A 22952-nucleotide genomic window follows, 5' to 3' on the forward strand; every position below is an offset into this window, starting at 1 on the left:
GGCCGTGGTTGTTCCAGCGGCTTGCATCCGAGTATAGTTATTCGAATATCCACGGCATAGAGATGAAAAAGCCCATCTGATATGCAAAAAAACACAAGTGCCGACAGGCATGGAATCGGAGACCGGATGCAAAACGTGAACTGGGACGATCTGCGCTATTTTCTCGAAGTGGCGCGGACCCAACGGGCAAGTGGCGCCGCGAAACGTCTGGGGGTCGATCACACCACCGTGGCGCGCCGCATCAGAGAACTGGAGGCCGCGCTCGGCACCGTGCTGTTCGACAAGTCGCGCGCGGACGGCTTCGTGCTGACTTCCGACGGCCAGCGTCTGCTCGCTTATGCCGACACCGTCGAAACCACCGTGCAATCCGCCGCGGAACAATTCACCGGCGGAGCCCATTCGCTTTCGGGACATGTGCGGGTCGGTTCGACCGAAGGTTTCGGGTGTTTCTTTCTCTCGCCACAACTCGCGCGTTTCGCGGGCAAGCATCGCGACATCTCAATCGACCTGTTGCCGGTGCCGCATTTCGTGAGTCTTTCCAAACGCGAAGCGGACCTGGCCATCATGCTCGAGCGGCCCGAACGCGGCCAGTATGTCTACACGAAGCTCTGCGACTACCGGCTCAAGCTCTATGGCACTCGCGAGTATCTTGATCGCCACGCGCCGATCAAAACCGTCGCCGACTTACGCGACCATGCCTTCATTAGCTACGTTGCCGATCTCGCCTTCAGCCGCGAACTGCTCTATCTCGATCGCACGATCCCTAACGCCACCGCCAATCTATGCAGCACCAGCGTGATTGCGCAATATCACGCCGCGCTGCAAGGCAATGCACTTGCCATCCTGCCTTGCTTCATGGGCGAGCCCAATCCTTTGCTCGAATCCGTATTGCCGGATGAAGTGGTCGTCACGCGGCACTTCTGGATCTGCTGCCGCGAAGACCTGCGCAAGCTGCGCCGCGTCACCTCGTTGTGGGATTATCTGCGCGCCGCCGCCGACGAGAACCGCGAACTGTTGATGGGTGAATCGGCGCAGATGCGTTATGTCGAAGCGTGAACGAAAAAATGCCAGGCGTGTGAAGAGTTCTCGTCCGCGGCCATCGGCTGGATTCTGCACGTCGCCAATGCGGGCGGCCCCGCGCACAGATCGCGGCGGTGCTGATTTGCCCTCGCCCCCGCCCTCGCCTGCTCCTGCGCGCATGCGTTGCTGCACGTTAGCCATATTCCGCGACGAGCGCGCCCCATAGCGCGAAAACTTCGAGCATGTCGGGATCGTGGTCGCTGGTCCAGGCCGCCGTTTGCACCAGCACGAGCTTCGAGCGCGGATCGACGATGATGCGCTGGCCGTCCATGCCCATCAACGCGAACATGCGGTGCTCGCCCGGCAGTATCCACACCTGATAGCCATAGCCGAACACCGGCGTCGCCCGCCCAGGCGCGAGAAAGCTGCCCGGCGAAGAGACCGTGGTGGCCTGCACAATCCAGTCGCGCGGCACGATCTGCTTGCCATTCCATTCGCCGTCATGCGCCAGCATCAGGCCGAGCCGGGCCCAGTCGCGCAAGGTGGCGCTCACGCAGCAAAAGGTAATGTCCTGGCCAGTCGGGTCGTGCACCCATGAGGCATCCGACTCCATGCCCATCTTCTTCCAGATGCGCTCGCTGGCATATTGCGCCACCGGCATATGGGCGGCATGGCTCAGCACGAGGCCCAGCACTTCCGTTTCGATGCTGGCGTAGCTGAAATGCGTGCCGGGCGGCCGCACGCGCGTGTTGAAACGCTTAACGCCTTCGATCGCGCCCACGCTGTTCGGCGCGAACAGATCGGCGCCCAGTTTGTCGCGGTCGTCGCCGGGGTTACTGTCCTCGTGGAATTGGACGCCGGAGGACATATGCAGCAGGTCGCGGATCGACGTTTCGCCGTAAGCCGTGCCGGCCAGTTCGGGTACGTAGACGTCGGCGAGATCGTCGATCGAATGAATGGTCCCTTCCGATATGGCAATCCCAATCAGCATACCCACCAGCGTTTTCGCCATGGATTGCGACATGAAGCGGTCGCTGTCCTTGCGGGCGTACTGGTAGTGCTCATAGAGAATCGTGTCGTCGCGCGCGATCAATAATGCGGTGACTGGATTGCGGTCGAGGTAACTGTCGATGCTGCGTATCCGCCCGTCATAGGGGTAATCGAGCGTTAGTTCGCCAGCCGAGCTTTTGAGTATCGACGGCGTGCCGGCTTTCGCAATCGTATGAGCCGGATAAATCTGGTCGAAATGGGTGTAATAGCCGACGAACTGCTTTTGCGTTTTGCCGTGCGCCCGTTCGGGCAGCGGATAGTGTTCCGCGGCGCCATAGGCATCCGCGGCGTATCCGGTGTCGGAGAAGACCGGGTCCGACTGCGCCACTACGCACGATAAAGCTAACGCACCCCCTGCCACCCACCTTACAGCGACCGCCTTGACGCTATGCAGCATGGTTGAACGCCTCCGTTCGCCGGGATTGAAATTGTCCGTTGCCGGTTTTGATGAACCACGCGGATTGTATTCGTTGCAGGGAGCGCGCGGGCATTCCAGAGGCAACCCCACCGAAGGCCCTTCAGCTTTTTCCAGAAGGGCCGTTAATGCATCTGCCTACCCTTCACGTCCCCGCTCATGGCCAAGACTATTCCGTTTTCCGGCAACACCCAGGCCGCCCGCGCACGGGCAGCAAAGGCTATGTTGCTGCCGCTTCCGCGAGCGACCGCGGAAGAACTCGCGCTCCAGGTCCACATCGCGCTCGACAGCCTGCGACGGGGGCAAGGAAGCGTCAACGCCGCCCAGACCGTGACGCAGGCGATGCTGCTGGTGGCCTTCATTGTCGAAGCAGGTTACGGCATGCTGACGCCGGAGGCGCTGCGCAGCGCGGACGCTGCGAGCGCCGCCTGCTTCGAACGGGGCCGTACTTCGGGCGAATGGGTGCTCGATCGCGCGGCCTACGAAATTTTCGCCGCGATTGCGACGGTGTACGACCATCAATTGCAGAAAGCGCCGCTGTGGGCGATCACCGAAGCCAGCGACCGGCTCGACCGCTTTAGCGCCGGCGAGCCCTATCAGGCGGTTAATCGTAAGCGGGCGTAAGGCGGCTTGAGCCTGGCATGGTCCAGTCCGGTCCGGTATGTCGGCAAGCAACGCGTTTTATGTGTCACGCTGACGTCATATAGACGGCCCGCGAGACGGCCCGCGCTAAGCAATGCCCAATGCTTCCAGAATCGGCAAATGCAGTTGGGCAAAGCGGTTGGCTTTTGCAGTCAGCTCGGCGAGCGTGTTCGTGGTTGACGCCGCAGCCTTCATTTCACGAGTCGCCTGCGAGTTTGCGCCTGATTCCGCGCTTAATATGGCTTCCGCAAACTCAGCCCATTGCGCCGGCTCGTGAATTCCATTGCGTCTCGCCAGCAGAAAAAGTTGCGGCAGGCGCGGCGCAAAGACACCCGAACCGGAAACAGGGCTCACCAGAAACTGCACGTCGTCACGCTGACGAGCCTGCTCACAGATCGCCGCATTCAGTTTTTCCGCCGTGGGTCGTGCCGCGCTGATTTGCACATCGTCCTGAGCATTCAGCAACACGCCCATGCCGATTAGCAGCATGACCGCCTCGACGATCTGCTTCAACGTGATGCCTCTAGCTAGAACGCCACGCTCGATATCCGACAAAGCCACCGGACGATAATTCGCCAAAGCATCGAGAATCGGGCCGTAAAGCGCTTCCGGCAACGTCGTCTCGCCTAGCGCGCCACGCACCTTCAGCGAGACCAGGGTTCGAGGCAGCGCGAGAATCACCCGATGCGCACGCAGCGCGTTGTCACGCTCGTCGCCGGACAGCATGCGTGGTTCCTTGACCCAGTAATCGCGTCTTAGCGAGCGGTTCACGCAAAAATCACGCGTCGCTTCGCGCAGTCCGGTATCCGCGATGCCATTTAGCAGGGCAGATTGCGCGGGCGTGAGATTGATCGCATCGACGTGATCGCGATAGTCGGCCGATCCGCCATACGTCAACCCAGCGGCCTGCAGCGACGCGGCGACCTGCAAGAACGACAACGGATGCCAGTCGCGATTGAAGTATTCATGCGCGAGATACCTCGCACTCTCGCCGGATAGCGCATCGACACGTTCGGCCAGCAGCGGATTGACGACGGCATAACCTGGTTGCGTCGCAAACACGGCCTGGGCGAAATCGACGGCGGCTTTGATGCGCCCTTCCATTTGCGCTTCAGCTTGCACTTCGTCGCGCGGCGCGGCTGACTCACCGATCTGGAAATGCTGACGCATCAATTCGCGCACGGGCAGCATCGGCGTCCAGCCGGGCTGCGTGTTGTAGCCCAGATAAACCACGCCGCCGGGCTTCAGCTTGCGCTGAATAAACGCGGCAAGCAGCGCGCGATTTTCGTCGGAGACCCAACTCCACACGCCATGCATACCGATGAAATCGAAATCGGGCAAATCATCGCGGCAGCAGAAGTCGGAAAATCGTTCAGCGGAGAGTTGTGCCTGCGATCCGGCGCTGTCCGCGAATTGCCGGGCGAAATTTGCGTGAGGCGGATGAAAGTCGGTGCCGTACCAGCGCGCATTCGACCCGGCCGCGTGGATGTTAACGCTTACGCCGTGGCCGAAACCGAGTTCGCATGCCGTGCCAACCGATGGCGCCGCCAGCCCGGCATGCAGTAGCGCGAGCCGCAGGCGCACGGGATTCAGTTCGTCGCAATAGCCGAACGTGTAGACGATTTCGTCGACGTAGCCCGTGTCGTGCACAGTCTTTTGCTCACTTTTCTGCGCAGACGCCCCTTCACTTTCCCGGTTGCTCACGGCTTCACTCTCATTTGTTGCGCGGATGCCCGCTTGTGCGACGCTGCGCAGATTGCCGCAACCGTTGTCCGGCGCGGTGGCCCGACACAATAGCTGGGCCACGCAGCGAATGCAAAAAGTATCTTGCCCCGCATCTCAGCCGGCATCTCAGTCGGTACATCACCCCTCGGCCTCGATGGTCGGCTCGCAGACAATCGGAAAATTGACCGAGTTCGCGACGTAACACTTTTCATGGGCCGCATGATGCAGCCGCGCGGCCAGTTCGAGGTCGTCCCCGGCGCGGATCGTCACGTGAGGACGCAGCACGATTTGCGTGAACTTGCCCTGCTGCGGGCTATCGAGCATCGTCCCTTCGGCCTCGTCGCGGTAGCCCAGCACTGCGATGCCGGCGTCGGCGCATAGATGCAGATACCACAGCTTGTGACACGCGGAGGCGGAGGCGACCAGCAGGTCTTCGGGATTCCAGCGCGCCGCGTCGCCGAGAAATGCGGCGTCCGACGACCCCGGAATGTCGGGCTTGTTAGCAGAGCGAATCGTGTGGTCGCGTCCATAGTCGCGATAGCTCGAGGTGCCGGTGCCGCGATTGCCCGTCCATAACACCGAGACCCGGTATTTATGCTCGCCGTAGGCCATGCCATTCTCCTTCAGGTTAACCACGATGCGGTGCGGTGGCCGCCGCCCATTTCGCGGGCGTCATGCCATAAGCCCGTTTGAACTGGCGCGACATATGGCTTTGGTCGGCGAAGCCGGCGTCGAGCGCGGACTCGATCAGGCTCGCGCCATTCGCGACCGAGCGGCGCAGCCGGTCCAGTTGCCGATGCATCCGAAAGCGGCTCGGACTAGTTCCAAACGCAGCGCGAAACTGCCGTGCGAGAGACCAGCGATCGAGACCGGCCAGCCGTTCGAGTTCGTCCATCGAATGACGCACGGCCGGCGCGCTGATGAGCAGGTCACGCACCTGCGTCAGACGGTCGAGTGCCAACGGCGCCGACTTCTTCCGTGGCGCGGACGAAGCATTGATCAGCAGATTGGCGATAGCGGCCACGAGGTCGACGCGCGCGAGATCGTCGATTGTCTCATCGATGTCCCACACGTCCAGCACGCCCCACGCGGCAAGCCGGTCCGCCTGCACGACCGGATTGGCCACGAACGGCAGCGGCTTGCCGCGTAGTGCCTCCTGAACGAGCGCAGGGTCGACGTACACCATCCGGTAGCTAAAGCCTTCGTCGGTGCCGGCGCTGCCGTCGTGCGTTTCGTCGGGATGGAGGATGTGGCATTGGCCGGGCAGGCAGTGCCAGCGTTGTCCGCGAAAATTGAAGCTCTGCACGCCGGACTGCGTCACGCCGATTGCATACGTATCGTGACGATGCGGCGCAAATGGCCGGCCGTGGAAGCTCGCTTCCATGCGCTCGATACCTTCAGCGCCGGCGCCATTCCTGATGCGGTCTCCACCAGCCATGCCGTCTCGTCCTGGTTTTGCGGGTTTGCGGGCGCAATCTGATTTCAGCAGACAACTTCACGGACAATCTTAGCATCGAGGTTTAACGGGCGTGTGAAGCAACACTGATGTCGCCAGGCTGCATCGTTCAAAAACCCGCCAAGGGTAATTTTCTTCAATACGCATCGCGCTGCTGCGGATACCTTCGGAACTCACCCATCCGGAACGTATCGATCAAAGGCAAGCGATGAGCATTTTTCTTTCCATGGCAGCATTTGCGCTGGCGGCGTCCATTTCACCGGGACCGGTCAATATCGTCGCGCTCAGCAGTAGCGCCCAATACGGACTCGCCGTCAGCATGCGGCACGTGACCGGCGCGACCATCGGCTTTACGGTGCTGCTCCTGCTCACAGGCCTCGGCCTGCGCGAAGTCCTCAATCAGTGGCCTTGGCTCACGCGCGCGATTCAATGGTCCGGCGTGGCGTTTCTGCTGTACATGGCGTACAAACTGGCCGTCGACGATGGACGCCTGGGCGCCGATCGGGCTCAAGCGGGCCACGGCCCGTCTGCGATGTCCGGCGCCGCGATGCAATGGCTCAATCCGAAGGCGTGGCTGGCGTCGGTGGCCGGCATGGGAGCTTATGCGGCGAATGGCGACCGAACTCTGGTCTGGCAATTCACCGCCCTTTACTTCCTGATCTGCTACGGATCGATTGCATGCTGGGCGTTCGCAGGATCGTTTCTGCGTCAGCATCTGCGCGATTCCGCCAGAGTGCGGCTGTTCAATCGCGTGATGGCGTTGCTGCTGGTGGCGAGCGCCCTGTATCTGCTATTCGAAGTGTGAAGCTTGAAACCTGTGGCTTGCGGCCTGATAAAAAGTCCCGGCCAGCCCACCGTATCTTCAGCGGCGATATTGCCCCGGCGTCGCCGCAACAAACTTCCTGAAAGCCCGCTGCAAATGAGCCTGATCGGCAAAGCCAGCTTCCGCGGCCACTTCAGCGATCGCGCGTCCTCGCTTGAGTTGCGCGCGGCTATATTCGATGCGGCAATTCACCAGGTAAGCATGCGGCGTCATGCCGTACCGATCCTTGAACGCGCGAATTAGATAGGATGCCGATAGATCTGCCGCGGCGCAGATCTCCTCCAGACGCAACGCTTGCGCGCAGTTCTCGCGGATGTAGTGCGCGGCGCGCGCGAGCTTGAGGTTGTCGCCGCGCGCCGGAAACGGCGCGGAGCTTAACGTTCGGCACAGGCCGGAAAAGAAATCGACCGCCGCGCCGTGTTTTTGCAGCATGTCTGCATGTTCGTCGACCAGCGTGGCGTGCAAACGGTTCAGCCCATCATACAGACCGGCCTGGGTAGTCAGCGTGGTCGAGAACGGACGAAATCCGCCAACTTGCCCAACGCCCAGTTCGCGCTGCAGATTGCTTAGCCATTCGACATCCACGTACAGCATGCGATATGACCAAGGCTGGTCGTTCTCGGGATTGCAGGCATGCACCACGTCAGGATTGACACCACCACCGAACCGGGTCCGGCACGCTCCAGAACCTTGCCGTTCACATAGGTACTGCGCCCACCCGTGACCGCACCAATTGAAAACGCTGCATGCGCATGCTTGCCATAGCAGACCTCGCGGCCGTCGTCGACCGAGCGGGCGTCGATAAACGGCAACGCCTCATCGCGCCAGAAACTCTGGACGGTGGTCTCCTGCATCGATGAATTCGCGCTGGGTTTCATAACCGGCAAGCATAACCGAGATGCGCGCGGAACGCAGGACGCGAGACGCGGCGCGCTTGCTGGAGCCTGGAACAAATCCGCGTGAGCCGGGCCTAACAAGTTAACATCAATCGGCCGCGCGGTTATCAGCCGCCGTAGCCCCCGCGTGATATTTCACAACACACCCTGGCGCTTGCATGCAGTTCCTGGCAAGCTACGGAAACAGATCGCTGTGCGTGGTTTTTCTCCTGGCGCGGCGCCGGCTAAAGTGGTGTAATCGGCATCGTCAGTCAGTTGCCTGGGAGTGCCACACTATTTCGCCCGGTTTCAAGGTGTGGGCTCCTGCAAGCTGTCGGGCTGTCACGCTGTCATCAGCGGCACGCGATTTGCGAACCAGACAATATTCAGCCGTTAAACGGCAACCCTGCAATCAATCGTCTTTCGTGATTTAAAGAGTGGAGGTTCATCATGTCGACCCATGCGCACTCACGGGAAGCCAATGCTGCCGAACGATTCGTTCGGGCAACCAGGCAAGTAGATATTGCCTTTCGCGTGGTCAGAGGCGAGGATGTGCCGCAAAACCGGCACGTCGAGCACTCGCTGGCGGTTCGCCAGCTTGAACAGGCTTTGGACGAACTCGCTGAGGCTCAGGATTTTTTCGACTCGGCCGTCGGCACCATCGCACCGAAAGCCAAGCGGGCCAATTGAGCACGTTGTCGCCTGTTTTCGTTTTGCGGTTATCAGAAACCATGTCTACGACGATTGAACGACTTGAGGGAGAAGCGCGCGAACGTCTGATCTGCTGGATTCGCCATCGCATGGACGAGTTTGGCATCACGCTCGCGGCGCTCGCGCAGTCTCTCGATTCCGATTTCAAGGAACAGCAGGCCGTCGCCTACCGGGATGCATGGGGCAACACCTGGAACGGCCGTGGCGATCTGCCGGAATGGCTCCAGCGCGCGGTCGCGGCCGGGCAAAGCATCGAACACTTCCGCTGCAGCGAGAGCACCTAGGCAACTGTCAGCCTCGTGTGTCCCCGTGCGGCGTGCACGGCTAACACAGCACGCACAACGGGCGTGCATTGTTGCGCCGTCAAATCTTCTGCTTGATCACCGCCGCCATCAAACCCGGAAAGCGTGCGTCCAGCTCGGCGCGCCGCAGGGTGTTCTGATGCATCGTGCCTTCGACACGTGTTTGCACCAGACCCGCTTCGCGCAAAATCCGGAAATGATGCGACACGCTCGACTTGGGCCGGCCGCCGTCCAGCTCGCCGCAGGTGGCCTCTTTGACCCGCGCGAGATGAAGCACGATGCCAAGCCGCACCGGGTCGCTCAGTGCATGGAAGACCCGCTCAAGGGCAAAGTCCTCAGGGTCGGGGTGGTTATAGGTACGCATCCGGCAAATGATAGCTGTTTCTGCGATACTCCGTAGTTCGATATTTATCGAATTATCGAACGAGATTTTCAAGGGAGCATTGCCGATGTCCGCACTATTTCAACCCTTCAAGCTGAAGGACGTGTCTTTGCGCAACCGCATCGCGATTCCGCCGATGTGCCAGTACACCGCGGTCGACGGCCTGGTCAACGACTGGCATCGCGTGCATCTGGCCGGGCTCGCGCGCGGCGGCGCGGGGCTCGTCATCGTCGAGGCGACGGCGGTGTCGCCGGAAGGGCGCATCACACCGGGCTGCACCGGAATCTGGAACGACGAGCAGGCCCAGGCCTTCGCGCCAATTGTCGCTTCGATCAAGGCCGCGGGCGCCGTGCCGGGCATCCAGATCGGCCACGCCGGCCGCAAGGCCAGCTCCAACCGGCCGTGGGAAGGCGACGACCATATCGCCGCGGACGATCCGCGCGGCTGGCCGACTATCGCGCCCTCGGCAATCGCATTCGGCGCCCAACTGCCCAAAGTCCCGAAGGCCATGACGCTCGACGACATCGCCCGGGTTCGCGAAGACTTTGTCGCCGCCGCGAAGCGCGCCCGCGAAGCCGGTTTCGAATGGCTGGAACTTCACTTCGCCCACGGCTATCTCGGCCAGAGCTTCTTCTCCCGACATTCCAATCAGCGCGACGATGCCTACGGCGGCAGTCTCGACAATCGCAGCCGCTTCCTGCTGGAAACGCTCGCGGCGGTGCGCAAGGTATGGCCGGAGAATTTGCCGTTGACAGCGCGCTTCGGTGTGATCGAGTACGACGGACGCGATGAAGAAACGCTCGCGGAATCGATCGAACTGGCGAAGAACTTCAAGCGCGAAGGGCTCGACATGCTGAGCGTGAGCGTCGGATTTTCGACGCCGAACGCGAATATCCCGTGGGCGCCGGCGTTCCTCGCGCCGATCGCCGAGCGCGTCAAGAAGGAAGCGGGATTGCCGGTCTCGTCGGCATGGGGCATCGATACGCCGGAACTCGCGAATCACGCCGTCGGCAGCGGCCAGCTCGATCTGGTGATGGTGGGCCGCGCGCACCTGGCCGATCCGCATTGGCCGTATCACGCGGCGCGCAAGCTCGGTATCGAACGTCCGTCGTGGACCTTGCCGGCGCCCTATGCGCACTGGCTCGAGCGTTACGCGGTCAACTAAAAAAATGCGGGCGCCGCGGCGGCAAATCAGAAAGTGAAATCAGACCGCTGACCGCCGCCGCGGCGCCGAACTCAATGACGCATCAGGCATGCGGCCAGCAGACTTACGCTGGCCGCCCCGCCTTAAAGCGCATCGGGCCTCAAAACCCGCTTAATGCTTTGCCAGCTCCGCATCGATCGCCTCGACCAGACGCGGATCATCCGCCGTGACGTCCGGCGCAAAGCGCCCCACCACTTCGCCGTTGCGGCCGATCAAAAACTTTTCGAAATTCCACAGCACGTCCGCCTGATTCTCCGGGTTGACGCCATACGCCTTCAGCTTTTCGCGGAACGGACCGTCGCCGGTCGCCGTCGGCTGCTTTGCCGTCAGCGCCGCATACAGCGGATGCTGGTCTTCGCCAAGCACCGAAATCTTCGAAAACAGCGGGAAGTGGACGTCGTATTCGGTGGAGCAGAACGAGGCAATCTCGGCGTCGCTGCCGGGCTCCTGTCCCTTGAAGTTGTTGGCCGGAAAGCCGAGCACTTCGAGGCCTTCGGCGCGCTTGTCCTGGTACAGGGTTTCCAGCGCGCTGTACTGAGGCGTGAGGCCGCATTTGGAGGCCACGTTGACCACCAGCAGAACCTTGCCGCGATACTGCGCGAGGCTGCTGTCCTGACCGTCGATCGCCTTGAGGGGAATGTCTTGTAACGCGAGTGCCATAAAGTCTCCAGTGCCGCCGATGGGCGAATAATGTGGGCCAACCTGAAGACTAACGGAGTTCGGCGTTTGCTGCCGGGCCTCACGCAGACGCCTCGTGACGGCGATCTGCATGAGGTCCGCGCAGCCAGTGCATTACGACGGCTTGCTCAAGCTCAAAAGCTCAATCAGCGGTTTGCCACCCCAAACCCAGACTCTTTTGCAGCGCGACGTAATCCTTGATCAACTGCGCGTCGCTCTGGATGCGGTTTTGCTCCGCGGAATAACGCGTGCGCTCCGTATCGAGCCAGTCGAGCGCGGTAGTCGTGCCCGCGCGATAACGCTGCTCCGTCAGCACCGCGGCGTGCGTGGCGGAATCCTCCACCTCGCGCAGGCTCACGGCGTTCTGCCGCTCGTGTCCATAACGCGAGAGCGCCACGTCCGCGTCTTTCAGCGCGCCCAGCACCGTGCTCTCGTACTTGGCTTCGGCTTCGTCGCGGCCCGCTTTGGCCTGGTCGACCGCTGCTCTGGTGCGGCCAAAATCGAGGATATTCCATTGCAGATACGGCGCGCCGAGCCACGTGTAGTTGCTCTTGCGCAGCAGATGCCCCGGGTCGGACGCGCTAAAGCTCAGATCGCCGAACAGCGTGACCTTGGGAAACCAGTCTGCAATGTGCTCGCCGATCTGCGCGTTCTGCGACGCCAGCCGTCTCTCTGCCGCGCGGATGTCGGGGCGCTGGCGCAGCAGGTGGGCCGGGTCGCCCACCGCCACCGTGGCCGGCAACGACGGCAGCGCTTTCGGTGCGGACAGTTCGCTATCCAGCGCGCCGGGTTCGCGGCCCGTCAGAACGGCCAGTTCGTCGAGCGACTCGGCCACCTGGGCGTCGAGCGGAATGATGCTCGCCCGCGTGTTTTCGACCTGCGAGCGGATCCGTTCGACATCGAGATCGGAGGCCACGCCGCGCGAACGGCGCTGCTCGGTCAGCGTCAGGATGCGCGCTTCCAGATCCGCGGATTCCTGGCCGATCGCCACGCGCTGCTGTTCGTCGCGCAGACTCACATAGTCCTGCGCGATCTCGGCGGCGAGCTGCACGTGCGCGTCGGCGAGATCGGCCTGCGAGGCGTCCGCCTCCGCCGAAGCCGCCTCGATGGCCCGCCGCGTGCCGCCGAAGATATCCACCTCCCAGCTGGCATCGAAGCCCGCGAGGTACACCCCGATCGGGCCGCCGCCACTCGACAGCGAATTCGACGAGCCCCCTTCGAACGACGAAAGATCAGGCGAACGGCTGCGCAGATACCCCACGTCGGCCGTGCTCTTGGGCAATTCGTTGCTCTGCTGTCCCGCGAGGCCCGCGCGCGCCTCGCGCAAGCGCGCTTCGGCGGCGTGCAGGTCGGGGCTGTTCTTCAGCGCGGCGTCGATCAGCGCGTTGAGTTGCGAATCGTTGAGCGCCAGCCACCATGAAGCGGCCACCGGCGCGGTGGATACGGTGCCCTGCGGCGCGCGGTTGAACGCGCTGGCCTGAGCGGCCACCGGGGCGGCTTGCGGCGCGCCGTGATAATCGGGCCCGACGGTGCAGCCGGCCAGCGCCAGCGCGGCGGCCACGGGAAGCAGGCCAAGGCAACGAGCAGTGTTGAATGACGTCATGTGTTTTTCAATGTCCTGCCGACGGCGCACCGGCAGCCGGTCTCTTCAGAAATAGCGCAAGTGGAATGCACAGCAGCAGCGCGACGCCAAGCACGTAAAAAGTTTCGGAGTAAGTCATGACGAGTGCCTGCAACTGCATCGTCGCAGTCAGTTGGCCGATAGCCTGGAGCTTGGCGTAGGCCATATCGCCGCCCTGCGCGAAAAAGCTGGCCGCGCTCGACGTGATGTGTTCCTGGCCGATCAGCGAATTGCCGGACACCGACTCGCGGATCACGTCTTCGTGAAACGTATTGCGGCGGTCGATGAAGGTGCCAAGCAGCGCGAGCCCCACCGACCCGCCGAGGTTGCGCGCCATGTTGTAGAGACCGGCGGCGTCGCCCGCTTCTTCGCGCGGCACGGCCGCCATCGACGCCTGATTGAGCGGCATCATCGCCATCACCTGGCCCACGCCGCGCAGCAGTTGCGACCACGTGAAGTCGTGGCCGACACTTTGCGCGGTAAGCGAGATGTCGAGCATGCAGCTCGCCGCGAAGCAACACAGCCCGCCAATCACCATCAGGCGCGTATCCACGCGACCCATCAGGCGCGGCAGCACCGGCATCAACAGAAACGCGGGCACGCCGGAGATCAGCATGACGCCGCCGGACTGTTCGGCGTTGTAGCCCGACACGTTGCTCAGGAACTGCGGCAGCAGATAGGAGACGCAATAAAGCCCCGCCCCCACCGTGAAGACAATAAAGATGACGCTGGCGTAGCGCGTGTTTTTCAGCAGCTTCAGACGCACGATAGGCGCCTTCGACACGAACTGCGCGATCAGCAGGAGCAGGATGCCCGTCGCGGAAAGAATGCTCAGCCAGACGATCATCGACGATTCGAACCAGCGTTCGCGCTGCCCCTCTTCGAGCACGACGGTCAACGAACTGAGCCCCGCAGCCAGTCCGACGATGCCGAGCCAGTCGGCCTTGACGAACTGCGACCAGTCGGTGCGTCCCTTGTGCAGCCCGACGAACAGCAGCGTCACCAGGGCGACGCCCACCGGAATGTTGAGAAAGAAGCACCAGCTCCAGTCGATATTTTCCGCGAGCCAGCCGCCCACCACCGGACCCAGCAGCGGCCCGAGCAGCACGATCAGGCCGAACATGGTCATGCCGATCGGCATCTGGTGACGCGGCAGGCGCGTCGCCACGATGGTCTGCGCGGTGGGGATCATCGCGCCGCCCACGAAGCCCTGGCCGATGCGCCCCGCGATCATCTGCGGCAGGCTGTGCGACACGCCGCACATGATCGAAAACAGGGTGAACAGCGTGGCGTTGCCGAGCAGGAAATTGCGCAGCCCGAACACGCGCGTGAGCCACGCGGCGAGCGGGATCATCACGATCTCGGACATCAGGTAGCCGGTCGAAATCCACGTGCCCTCGGTGCCGGTGGCGCCGATTTGCCCCTGGATCTGCGGCAAGGCCGAGTTGGTAATGGAGATGTCGAGCGTGGCCATCAGCGCGCCGAGCGCGCCCGCGGCCACGGCGATCCAGTCGGAGGCGGCGGCATTGGGCGGCAGCGCGGGTTTCGCCGCGGACGGCGTGCCGGACATGGCGGCAGTCGAACCTGCCGGATTTGCAGACGGGTTGCCCGGATTAGCCACGTCCGTTTTCCCGTTCGATGCGTTGCGCCGTATCGCGCGCGCTGCGCGTATCCACGTCGACGTTCACCGAGAGGCCCGGCAGCAAGACCTTGCGCGTTTCCGGCCCCGCGTCGATGTGGATCTTCACCGGCACGCGCTGGACGATCTTGGTGAAGTTGCCGGTCGCGTTCTGCGCGGGCAGCAGCGCGAACTGCGAGCCGGTGCCGGGCGAGAAGCTATCCACCGTGCCGTGCAGGTCGGCGCCCGGCAAGGCGTCGATGCGGATCGTCACCGGCTGGCCGACCCGCATCAAGCCGATCTGCGTTTCCTTGAAGTTCGCCGTCAGGTACACGTCCTGCACCGGCACGATGGTCATCAACCGCGTGCCCGGCTGCACATACTGGCCGACGCGCACCGTGCGGTCGCCGACGCGGCCGGCAATCGTGCTGCGCACCAGCGTATCGACGGTATCGAGTTTCGACTGGTCGGCGGCCGCGAGCGCCGCATCGAGTTGCGCGTGGGCCTGCTGGATCTGCGCCTGCAGATTCGCCACCTGGCGCTCGGCGACCTGCAGCGCCGCGGCGTCGGCCGAGCGCGTGGCGCTCGCCTGGCGGGCGGTGTTGCGCAGGTCGGCGACCCGCTCGTCGGTCTCGGCGCCGGTCGCGGCAAGCGGCTCGTAGCGCTTGACCTGAGCCAGCGCATGCGCCTCGTTCGAGACGGCGCCGTCAAGCTGCGCGCGCGCCTCGCCGATGCTCGCCTGCTGCTGCGCCAGTTCGGCCTCGCCGCGCAGGATATCCGCGCGGCGGGCCGCCACCGTGGCGTTCGACTGCTCCAGCGCCGCCGTGTACTGGCGGCTGTCGAGGCGTACCAACGGCTGTCCGACGGCGACCGTCTGATTGTCGCCAACCAGCACTTGCGCCACATAGCCGGAAATTTTTGGCGCAACCGTCATACTATCGGCTTGCAGGTAGGCGTCGTCAGTGCTTTGTATGAAACGTCCTACAGTCCACCAGCGCACGCCGTAGGCGACCGCGGCGATCAGGACGATCACGCCGCCCGCCAGCAGCAGCCGGCGCGCGGGAGAACGGCGAGCGGGGGTGGCTGCCCCGGTTTCGTTGACGGGAAGGGTGGCCGACATGACGACTCCAAAATTGTTCCAATTGATATAATTATTCCAGTTGGCAGATTTCTGTCAATTGATATATTTTTGACCGGCTTACCGAAACTTAGAAGGATCGAACGGATGTCCACCTCCCCGAGACATCGCCATGCCATCGACGGCGGCTATCCGCGCGGCGAAGAAACGCGTGCGCGGATCGTGACGGCGGCCCTCGCCCTGTTCGGCGAACGCGGCTTCGACGGCGCCTCCACACGCGACATCGCGGAGCGCGCGGGCGTCAACGCGCCGGCCATCGGTTACTACTTCGACAACAAGGAAGGGGTCTATCTCGCCTGCGTGGAGCACATCGTGGCGCGGGTCTGGGCGCAGATGTCGGCCACCATCGAGGCTGCCGAGGCCGTTCTGGCAGGCGAGGCGGACGACGACGCCCTGATCGACGCCTATTGCGCGATTCAGGCGCGGATTGCCGAATTCATGTTCACCTCCACCGAATCGAACGACTGGCGCCTCTTCATGGCGCGCGAGCAGGCGGGTCTCGGGCCGTTATCGGGGTTCGAGATGATCGATAAGCGCATCAGCCGGCACATGACCAGCGTCGCAGCAGGGCTCGTGGGGCGGCTGCTCGGACGTCCGGCAGACGACGAAGAAACGCTGATCCGCACGCTGACGCTGAACGGGCCGTTGCTGGTTTTCCACACCCACTGCCGCAAATCGCTGGGCGTGCTCAAGTGGGACGCCATCAACACCGAGCGTCTGGCGAAACTCATGGGCATCGTGCGGCAGCATACGGTGACGCTGTTGCGCGCCATGACGGAAATGAGGAGCGCGAACATCGCGAGCGGATCGAACCCGCCGGCCGCAGAAGCCGAGCTCCCGCCGGTTCGGCGCGTGAAGTGACGGGCGATTTTGGCGGCGGGTGACGCAGCGTGGCTCGCAGTAAGGAGCCACGTGGAGAAGGGGAAGCGTGACGAATCGCCAGATGAGGAGTCCGGCTTCGCCCCAGCCGGGAGCTAGATTCGCCACAGCCGCAATTCTGCGCCGCGCGCCCGTCGGCGTCATTGCCTCAGTCCGCAAATCACCTTTACGGGTAGTGCGACAATCGGCCGGCGGCACATTCAATCCCGGCATCAACCCTCCATCATGCAGGCGGTGACCCGCCTCGCGTCGGCGGTACATCACATCCCGTCATTCAGCCGCGGCTGTCAGCGCCGCCGCCTCAAGCAACAAAAAATTTCCTCCCTGCTGTAACCAATCCCGCGTGACCGGCGAATTAACTCCTGTATCCGCCACGGATACCTTCTATCCCAACCCTGGAGAAATTCAATGTCCGCAAAGACCACTGTCAGTTCCACGCTGCTCGCCGGCGTCGTCGCAAGCCTGCTCGCCTCGGTTGCGCACGCCGCGCCGCTCACGAAAGCCGAAGCAACCGCGGCCGTGGCTGCTCACAAGGAAAAGTGCTACGGCGTCGCCCTGAAGGGGCAAAACGATTGCGCCGCCGGCCCCGGCACGACCTGCCAGGGGACGTCCGCGATGGATTTCCAGGGTAACTCGTGGAAGTTCGTGCAAGGCGGCACCTGCACGAGCATCGAAGTGCCGGGCGGTGGTCACGGCTCGCTCACGCCGCTGAAGTCCTGATCCACGCAACGGCTTGAGGAACGGGAGCGGCCATGGACGATACCCCCAGCAAAACGGCGGCTGGCAAGCCTGGCCGCTCCCATGACCTGACGTATCCGTCCGGCGTCCAGGGGCGCACCGGAACCAGTTTCAAGCATGAACACCTGGCCGCGATTCTGGCGGACGGCTTGAAAGATGGCTTCTTCGAGGTACACGCCGAGAACTATATGGGCGCCGGCGGGCCGCCGCATCGGGCGCTTGCGGCGATCCGCGCGGAGTATCCGCTGTCGCTGCACGGCGTCTGCATGTCGATCGGCGGACCCGCTGCACTGGACCTCGCGCATCTCGCGCGCTTTCGTGATCTCGTGACGCGTTACGAGCCGATGCTGGTGTCCGAGCACCTCGCGTGGTCGTCACATGGCGGCACTTTCTTCAACGACCTGCTGCCTTTGCCCTACACCCAGGCGACGCTCGATCAGGTGTGCGGCCACATCGGCCAGGTGCAGGATGCGATCGGACGTCCCCTGCTTCTGGAGAATCCGTCGACCTATGTTGCCTTCGCCTCGTCGACTTTAAGCGAAACCGAATTCATTCGCGCCGTCGTGCGACGCACCGGTTGCGGCCTGCTGCTGGACGTCAACAACGTATTTGTTTCGGCGACCAATCACGGCTTCTCCGCCGCAGCCTACCTCGACGAATTACCGCTCGAACAGGTAGGCGAAATCCATCTGGCGGGACATAGCGAACAACGCGACGACGAGGACGAACCGCTGCTCATCGATAGCCACGACTGCGCGATTGCCGATTCCGTATGGCGTCTCTATCGACATCTCATCGCGCGGATCGGCGCGCGGCCGACGCTGATCGAATGGGACAGCAACCTGCCCGCCTGGTCTGTGCTGCGTGAGCAGGCTTTGTCCGCAAAGCAGATCATGACGGAAGAGAGCGTCTCGCTTGCACAGGCGCAAAAGCAGCCCCAGGAGCTCAGCCATGCGGCCTGAAAATCTTTCATCCGGACATGCTGCAATCTTTTCACCGGGCTTGATGGACCCTTCGATCACACCGCCCGAAGGCGTGATCGCCGCGCAAGGAAAGCGCGTGGTCAAGCGCTACAACGTCTACCGCAACAACGTCACGGTCAGCCTAATCGATGCGCTGGCAGCGGTCTATCCGGCTATCCAGCGCATTACCGGCGTCGAGTTCTTCAGGGCCATGGCGCGTTTCCATATCCGCGCTACCCCGCCCACTTCGCCTCTGCTGTTCGAGTACGGACGCGACTTTCCCGCCTTCATCGAAGCCTACGAATATGCCCGCGAGATGCCCTGGCTGGCGGATACCGCGCGCATCGAGCGGGCGTGGCTGGACGCGTATCACGCCGCGGACCTGCCCGTGCTGGCCGCCGAAGCATTGGCCGAAATCGACCCGGCCACGCTCGCCGACATTCGTTTTACCCCGCACCCCGCCGCTCGGATCGTGCGATCGCCGTATCCCGCCGTCGCCATCTTTGCGATGAACCGCAGCGACGGACCCGCCACACCGCTGCGTTCAAGCGACGCGGAAGACGCGCTCGTGACACGTCCCGGACATGAAGTGCTGGTATCCCGCCTGCCGGCCGGCGGCGCGATTTTCCTGACCGGCCTTCTCGACGGCGCGTCGCTCGGCGAGGCGGTCGCGGCGGCGTTTCACGAGACGCCCTCCTTCGATATCGAGGCCAATCTGGCCGGGATGCTTTCAGCCGGTGTTTTCACCGGCATTCAACATGGAGATTGACCAGGATGTCGGACCCACAGAACCTGAAACTGCCCGTTCCTGCCGTACTCGTAGCCGCGACCGGCGCGGCGAAGCGGCTGGTCCAGACGCTCGCGCAACCGTGGCTGGTTCAGCTCGTGCTGCGCGTTGCGCTGGCCGTGCCGTTCTGGAAATCGGGCATTCTGAAATGGCACGGCTTCTTCCAGCTCAGCGATACCGCAATCGACCTTTTCACGCAGGAGTTTCAATTGCATCTCCCCGGCGGCCCGTATCCGTTTCCCGCGCCGGTGCTCTTTGCATTTCTGTCGGGTTGCGGCGAGGTGACCTTTCCCGTGCTGCTCGTGCTCGGCCTCGCCACCCGCTTCGCCGCGGCCGGCCTGATCTTCATGACCTGCATCGTGGAATTGACCGTGCCTGACGGCTGGCCCATCCACCTTACCTGGGTGGCGATGGCGCTTGGCATCGCCGCGTGGGGACCGGGCCGAATCTCCATTGACTATCTGCTGGGCGACCGCTCGCCCAGATCCTGAAGCCGGGTTTGCCAGCAGACAGCCCAAGCAGCGAAAAGAGCAATCCAGCGAATTTTTTCCAGCGCGCTTGTAAGAACCCGTGACCGGCAGCGACTAAGGCGTATTCCCATCATCTCCGGGTGCGCCACACCTGCTGCCACGATGACACAGAGCCTCAACGCCACGGCGGCCGCTCAGGCCGAAGAGCGGCTAAGAACCCTGCTGGTGCGCTCGCTGAACGGCGACGAGCCGGCGTACCGTGCATTTCTCGAACACCTGAGCGCGCATCTACGCGCATTTCTGCGCAGACGGCTGAGCCACCTGCAGGACGACGTGGAAGATATCGTCCAGGAAATTCTGCTTGCCGTGCATACCGGACGCCACACCTACCGCCGCGACGAACCGCTCACCGCCTGGGTGCATGCGATTGCCCGCTACAAGCTGGCGGATTTCCTGCGCGCCCGCTCGCGGCGCGAGGCGTTGCAAGACCCGCTCGACGACGAACTGGAACTGTTTGCCGCGTCCGACGTTGAATCCGCCAACGCGAAACGCGATCTCGACAAGCTGCTCAAACATCTCCCTGACCGGCAGAGGCTGCCGATCGTGCACGTCAAGCTGATGGGTCTGTCGATTGCAGAAAGTGCCCGGCATACGGGGCTGTCGCAAGCGGCCATCAAAGTGGGAATCCATCGTGGACTGAAAGCGCTGGCGTTGAGAATCGCGCAGGTGCCGGCCTGAAGTTCGGAATTCGCGCGCCAAGGCAGGTCTGGAACGCCGTTTGCGCTCATGGCGATAGCTGCCTGTCGCCATGCATGCTGCCATGCGCGCCGGGCGAACCATCCAACCTTGCGAATACAGGGGTGAACATGAGCATTCTTTCAGTGATTGGCCTCGGCAAAGAGAAAATCCGCTACGCCATCGTCGGACTCGGCGACATCGCGCAGGAAGCGATGATGCCCGGCGTCGAGCACACCGGCAATTCCGTGATTACCGCGCTCGTCAGCGGCGACATGAAAAAAGCCCGCCAGGTGGCCGGGCAATACCATGTGGAAGATCTCTACACGTATGAACAGTTCGACCAGATGCTCGCATCGGGCAAGGTCGACGCTATTTACCTTGCCACACCAAACTGGCGGCACGCCGAATTCGTCATTCCCGCTTTGAAAGCAGGCATTCACGTGCTGGTGGAAAAGCCGCTGGAGGTATCGACGGAGCAATGCAAGGCCATTGCGGAGGCTGCGAAGGCGTCTACGGCGAAACTGATGGTCGCGTACCGGCTACATTTCGAACCCGCTACGCTGGCGACGATCGAGCGGATTCGTTCGGGAGAACTCGGTGACGTCATCCTGTTCTCATCGACCTTCGTCCAAAAAGTAGACCCTGCGAATCATCGCGCCCGCAACGGCGACGAGGCAGGCCCCATCTTCGACATGGGACCTTATCCGATCAACGCAGCGCGTTATGTGTTCGAAGACGAGCCGATCGAAGTCGTATCGGCCGTGGGCGTGCGGCATCCGGACGCCGGTCTTGGAGACTTCGACGACACGGTGGCCGTCACACTTAAATTCCCGCGCAACCGGCTGGCGCAGTTCGTCGTTTCTTATGCGGCCAATGCGCTGGACTCGTTCTTTGCCGTTGGCACGCGAGGCAGCATTGCCATGCAACCGTGCTACACATACGGTAAATCGCTGGGGCAAACTGTGACCATCGGTGAGGACGAGAGCAGCCGTTCTTTCAAGAACACCGATCAATTCGGCGGCGAGATGAAATACTTCTCCGCCTGCATCCTGAACGACACGCATCCGGAACCCGACGTCGAAGAGGGATACGCGGATGTGCGGGTGGTCGAAGGCATCGTCAAAGCCTTAAAGAGTGGCGGACCCGTCACGCTGCCTCCGTTCGCCCGCACCTTGCGAATCGATACCAACGCTCAGCTCGAAACGCTGCGGGCAGTCAAGTCGCCGGAACTGGTCGACGTCAGCAATCCTGCTGCGGGCGTCGATAAGGTGCCGAAGAATTGATGCATCATTTCGCGCCAGGAGCCACCCGTTGCGCAGGAGAAGCACTTGATGACTCATTGCATCGCCAAACGGAGCATCCCCGTCGAGCGGGTGCGCCGCTATCTCGAACCCGGGCCGATTGTGCTCGTGTCATCCCGCTGGCAGGACAAGACCAACATCATGACCATGGGCTGGCATACGGTCATGGAGTTTTCGCCGTCCCTGCTGGGATGTGTGATTGCCGCCGGAAATCATAGCTTCGAGATGATCCGGCAAAGCCGCGAGTGCGTCGTCAATCTGCCCACCACGCATTTGACCGACACGGTGGTGAAGATCGGCAATACGTCCGGCGCCGACACCGACAAATTCACCGCATTCGAGCTTACGCCCCTGCCCGCGGACGGCGTCGACGCGCCTCTCATTGCCGAGTGCTACGGCAATTTTGCGTGCCGGCTTTACGACGATGCGCTGATCGACAAATACAACTTCTTTATTTTCGAAGTGGTCAGCGCGCAGGTCGCAACGCGGCCGGACCTGCCGGAGACGCTCCATTACACCGGCGACGGCGTCTTCACGGTGTCCGGCAAAACGATTAGCCGCCGTCACCTGTTTCGCCCTGGGATGCTGTGACGAAGCGGATTGCCTGTCGTTGGCGTCCTCCGCTTCGCGACGAGTTTAGTCAGTGCTTTACAACCGCATCGCGATAGCGCGCAGCAGGTTCCGAACGCGAAAGTTTTTGCGCCAGCGCCTGGCGGGCCCGCTCGAAGGATTCCCAATCACCGAGTTCCTGCAGTGACGGCGCGGTTACGAACTGGCCTTGGCGTCCCGGCTAAAGAAGTTGGTCGAGGACGGCATTTTCACGCTCGAAGCGGATGAGCAGACGCGTTCGATCTCGCGCTATGTGGAACTCAGAGGTAAAGACGGGCGATTACGACGGGCGATTACTCGGACCGCACGAGGTGCGCACGGTGCTCGATCAAAAACGGCCTGCTTCGCGAAAGAAGCAGGCCGCCACGACCGTTACATAGACCCTGCAGGCTTTATATGGCTCCGCCGGATCGGCCCCGGCTGAAAAGACGCACGATCAGCAGAAGAATCACCGCACCAATTAGCGCCGTCAGCAGCGAACCGATGATGCCGCCACCCAGATGGAGGCCGAGCGCGCCGCCCAGCCAGCCGCCGATAAAGGCGCCCACAATGCCGACAATGATGTCGACGATGATGCCGAATCCGCCCCCGTCCACGAGCCGCCCAGCGAGCGCGCCGGCAATGCCGCCGATAATGAGCCAGAAGATGATGCCATGCGATACAGGTTCCATGATGTTGCTCCAAGGTGGACTACGATGCGTTATCCGGCGACGCCCTTCTCGCTGGCGAGTGAGTTCGCCAACCCGTGGTTGATATGCGCAACGCGCGTGCCTGGACCTGGCGAGGACGCCACGCAGTTGGATAGCAT

At 62.6% G+C, this 22952-nt stretch carries 24 protein-coding genes and 1 pseudogene; 14 read left to right on the forward strand and 11 right to left on the reverse strand.

Annotated elements, in window-relative coordinates; genetic code table 11:
* Positions 1-81 precede the first annotated feature (81 nt).
* The gene (locus tag FQ755_RS34115; protein WP_144161898.1) at positions 82-1056 is read left to right on the forward strand and encodes a LysR family transcriptional regulator; all 975 of its coding nucleotides are present in this window, start codon (positions 82-84) and stop codon (positions 1054-1056) included.
* 157 nt (positions 1057-1213) lie between these two features.
* On the opposite strand, the gene FQ755_RS34120 is transcribed toward FQ755_RS34115, so the two are convergent.
* A complete protein-coding gene (locus FQ755_RS34120; RefSeq protein ID WP_144161901.1) occupies positions 1214-2467 on the reverse strand; it encodes a serine hydrolase domain-containing protein in 1254 nt (417 codons plus the stop codon).
* A gap of 177 nt (positions 2468-2644) precedes the next feature.
* Between FQ755_RS34120 and FQ755_RS34125 the strand changes: the two genes are divergently transcribed.
* On the forward strand, positions 2645-3109 hold the full coding sequence (locus tag FQ755_RS34125) for a hypothetical protein (RefSeq protein WP_144161904.1): 465 nt from the start codon (positions 2645-2647) through the stop codon (positions 3107-3109).
* Positions 3110-3214: 105 nt separating this feature from the next.
* Here FQ755_RS34125 and FQ755_RS34130 read toward each other — a convergent pair whose 3' ends face one another.
* The 3 genes from FQ755_RS34130 to FQ755_RS34140 all read right to left on the reverse strand — a co-directional run bounded on the left by FQ755_RS34130 (position 3215) and on the right by FQ755_RS34140 (position 6290).
* Entirely contained in the window at positions 3215-4831 is a 1617-nt protein-coding gene (locus tag FQ755_RS34130) for a class I SAM-dependent methyltransferase (RefSeq protein ID WP_144161907.1), read from the reverse strand.
* A gap of 159 nt (positions 4832-4990) precedes the next feature.
* Positions 4991-5464 carry an OsmC family protein gene (locus FQ755_RS34135; RefSeq protein ID WP_144161913.1) on the reverse strand — a complete coding sequence of 158 codons (474 nt, stop codon included), beginning with the start codon at positions 5462-5464 and terminating at the stop codon, positions 4991-4993.
* Between the two features lie 16 nt (positions 5465-5480).
* Complete coding sequence (locus FQ755_RS34140; RefSeq protein ID WP_144161916.1) at positions 5481-6290, reverse strand: AraC family transcriptional regulator; 810 nt, start codon at positions 6288-6290, stop codon at positions 5481-5483.
* A 226-nt stretch (positions 6291-6516) separates the two neighbouring features.
* On the opposite strand from FQ755_RS34140, the gene FQ755_RS34145 reads away from it, so the two are divergent.
* Positions 6517-7113, forward strand: a complete 597-nt coding sequence (locus tag FQ755_RS34145) for a LysE family translocator (protein ID WP_144161919.1) — start codon at positions 6517-6519, stop codon at positions 7111-7113.
* Positions 7114-7170: 57 nt separating this feature from the next.
* On the opposite strand, the pseudogene FQ755_RS34150 reads toward FQ755_RS34145, so the two are convergent.
* Positions 7171-7985, reverse strand: a pseudogene (locus FQ755_RS34150) (AraC family transcriptional regulator).
* A 471-nt stretch (positions 7986-8456) separates the two neighbouring features.
* Between FQ755_RS34150 and FQ755_RS34155 the strand changes: the two are divergent.
* Positions 8457-8696, forward strand: a complete 240-nt coding sequence (locus FQ755_RS34155; protein ID WP_144161921.1) for a hypothetical protein — start codon at positions 8457-8459, stop codon at positions 8694-8696.
* A 41-nt stretch (positions 8697-8737) separates the two neighbouring features.
* On the forward strand, positions 8738-9001 hold the full coding sequence (locus FQ755_RS34160) for an H-NS histone family protein (RefSeq protein ID WP_144161924.1): 264 nt from the start codon (positions 8738-8740) through the stop codon (positions 8999-9001).
* Between the two features lie 79 nt (positions 9002-9080).
* On the opposite strand, the gene FQ755_RS34165 is transcribed toward FQ755_RS34160, so the two are convergent.
* On the reverse strand, positions 9081-9383 hold the full coding sequence (locus tag FQ755_RS34165) for an ArsR/SmtB family transcription factor (protein WP_144161926.1): 303 nt from the start codon (positions 9381-9383) through the stop codon (positions 9081-9083).
* 85 nt (positions 9384-9468) lie between these two features.
* Between FQ755_RS34165 and FQ755_RS34170 the strand changes: the two genes are divergently transcribed.
* Positions 9469-10566, forward strand: a complete 1098-nt coding sequence (locus FQ755_RS34170) for an NADH:flavin oxidoreductase/NADH oxidase (RefSeq protein WP_144161929.1) — start codon at positions 9469-9471, stop codon at positions 10564-10566.
* A gap of 150 nt (positions 10567-10716) precedes the next feature.
* Here FQ755_RS34170 and FQ755_RS34175 read toward each other — a convergent pair whose 3' ends face one another.
* The 4 genes from FQ755_RS34175 to FQ755_RS34190 all read right to left on the reverse strand — a co-directional run bounded on the left by FQ755_RS34175 (position 10717) and on the right by FQ755_RS34190 (position 15642).
* Positions 10717-11265: a glutathione peroxidase gene (locus FQ755_RS34175; protein ID WP_144161932.1), complete on the reverse strand. Its 549-nt coding sequence runs from the start codon at positions 11263-11265 to the stop codon at positions 10717-10719.
* A 160-nt stretch (positions 11266-11425) separates the two neighbouring features.
* A complete protein-coding gene (locus tag FQ755_RS34180) occupies positions 11426-12886 on the reverse strand; it encodes an efflux transporter outer membrane subunit (protein WP_144161934.1) in 1461 nt (486 codons plus the stop codon).
* A 7-nt stretch (positions 12887-12893) separates the two neighbouring features.
* A complete protein-coding gene (locus tag FQ755_RS34185; RefSeq protein ID WP_144162214.1) occupies positions 12894-14474 on the reverse strand; it encodes an MDR family MFS transporter in 1581 nt (526 codons plus the stop codon).
* Positions 14475-14517: 43 nt separating this feature from the next.
* Positions 14518-15642, reverse strand: a complete 1125-nt coding sequence (locus FQ755_RS34190) for an HlyD family secretion protein (protein WP_144161937.1) — start codon at positions 15640-15642, stop codon at positions 14518-14520.
* 105 nt (positions 15643-15747) lie between these two features.
* Here FQ755_RS34190 and FQ755_RS34195 point away from each other — a divergent pair, with 105 nt between their 5' ends.
* From FQ755_RS34195 to FQ755_RS34230, 8 genes are all read left to right on the forward strand, one after another.
* Positions 15748-16521: a CerR family C-terminal domain-containing protein gene (locus tag FQ755_RS34195; RefSeq protein ID WP_144161940.1), complete on the forward strand. Its 774-nt coding sequence runs from the start codon at positions 15748-15750 to the stop codon at positions 16519-16521.
* A 426-nt stretch (positions 16522-16947) separates the two neighbouring features.
* Positions 16948-17259, forward strand: coding sequence for a DUF2282 domain-containing protein (locus FQ755_RS34200; RefSeq protein ID WP_144161943.1), 312 nt, complete (start codon positions 16948-16950; stop codon positions 17257-17259).
* Positions 17260-17291: 32 nt separating this feature from the next.
* The gene (locus FQ755_RS34205; RefSeq protein ID WP_144161945.1) at positions 17292-18239 is read left to right on the forward strand and encodes a DUF692 domain-containing protein; all 948 of its coding nucleotides are present in this window, start codon (positions 17292-17294) and stop codon (positions 18237-18239) included.
* Complete coding sequence (locus FQ755_RS34210; protein WP_144161948.1) at positions 18229-19008, forward strand: DUF2063 domain-containing protein; 780 nt, start codon at positions 18229-18231, stop codon at positions 19006-19008. The genes FQ755_RS34205 and FQ755_RS34210 overlap by 11 nt, the downstream gene beginning before the upstream one ends.
* A 5-nt stretch (positions 19009-19013) precedes the next feature.
* Positions 19014-19517: a DoxX family protein gene (locus FQ755_RS34215; RefSeq protein WP_144161951.1), complete on the forward strand. Its 504-nt coding sequence runs from the start codon at positions 19014-19016 to the stop codon at positions 19515-19517.
* Between the two features lie 141 nt (positions 19518-19658).
* A complete protein-coding gene (locus FQ755_RS34220; RefSeq protein ID WP_144161954.1) occupies positions 19659-20234 on the forward strand; it encodes a sigma-70 family RNA polymerase sigma factor in 576 nt (191 codons plus the stop codon).
* 128 nt (positions 20235-20362) lie between these two features.
* On the forward strand, positions 20363-21517 hold the full coding sequence (locus FQ755_RS34225; protein ID WP_144161957.1) for a Gfo/Idh/MocA family protein: 1155 nt from the start codon (positions 20363-20365) through the stop codon (positions 21515-21517).
* Positions 21518-21565: 48 nt separating this feature from the next.
* Positions 21566-22126, forward strand: a complete 561-nt coding sequence (locus tag FQ755_RS34230) for a flavin reductase family protein (protein WP_144161960.1) — start codon at positions 21566-21568, stop codon at positions 22124-22126.
* A 410-nt stretch (positions 22127-22536) separates the two neighbouring features.
* On the opposite strand, the gene FQ755_RS34235 is transcribed toward FQ755_RS34230, so the two are convergent.
* A complete protein-coding gene (locus tag FQ755_RS34235; protein WP_144161963.1) occupies positions 22537-22815 on the reverse strand; it encodes a GlsB/YeaQ/YmgE family stress response membrane protein in 279 nt (92 codons plus the stop codon).
* Positions 22816-22952 lie beyond the last annotated feature (137 nt).

It is taken from the genome of Paraburkholderia sp. BCC1885 (genome assembly GCF_900996235.1).
Lineage (GTDB): Bacteria > Pseudomonadota > Gammaproteobacteria > Burkholderiales > Burkholderiaceae > Paraburkholderia.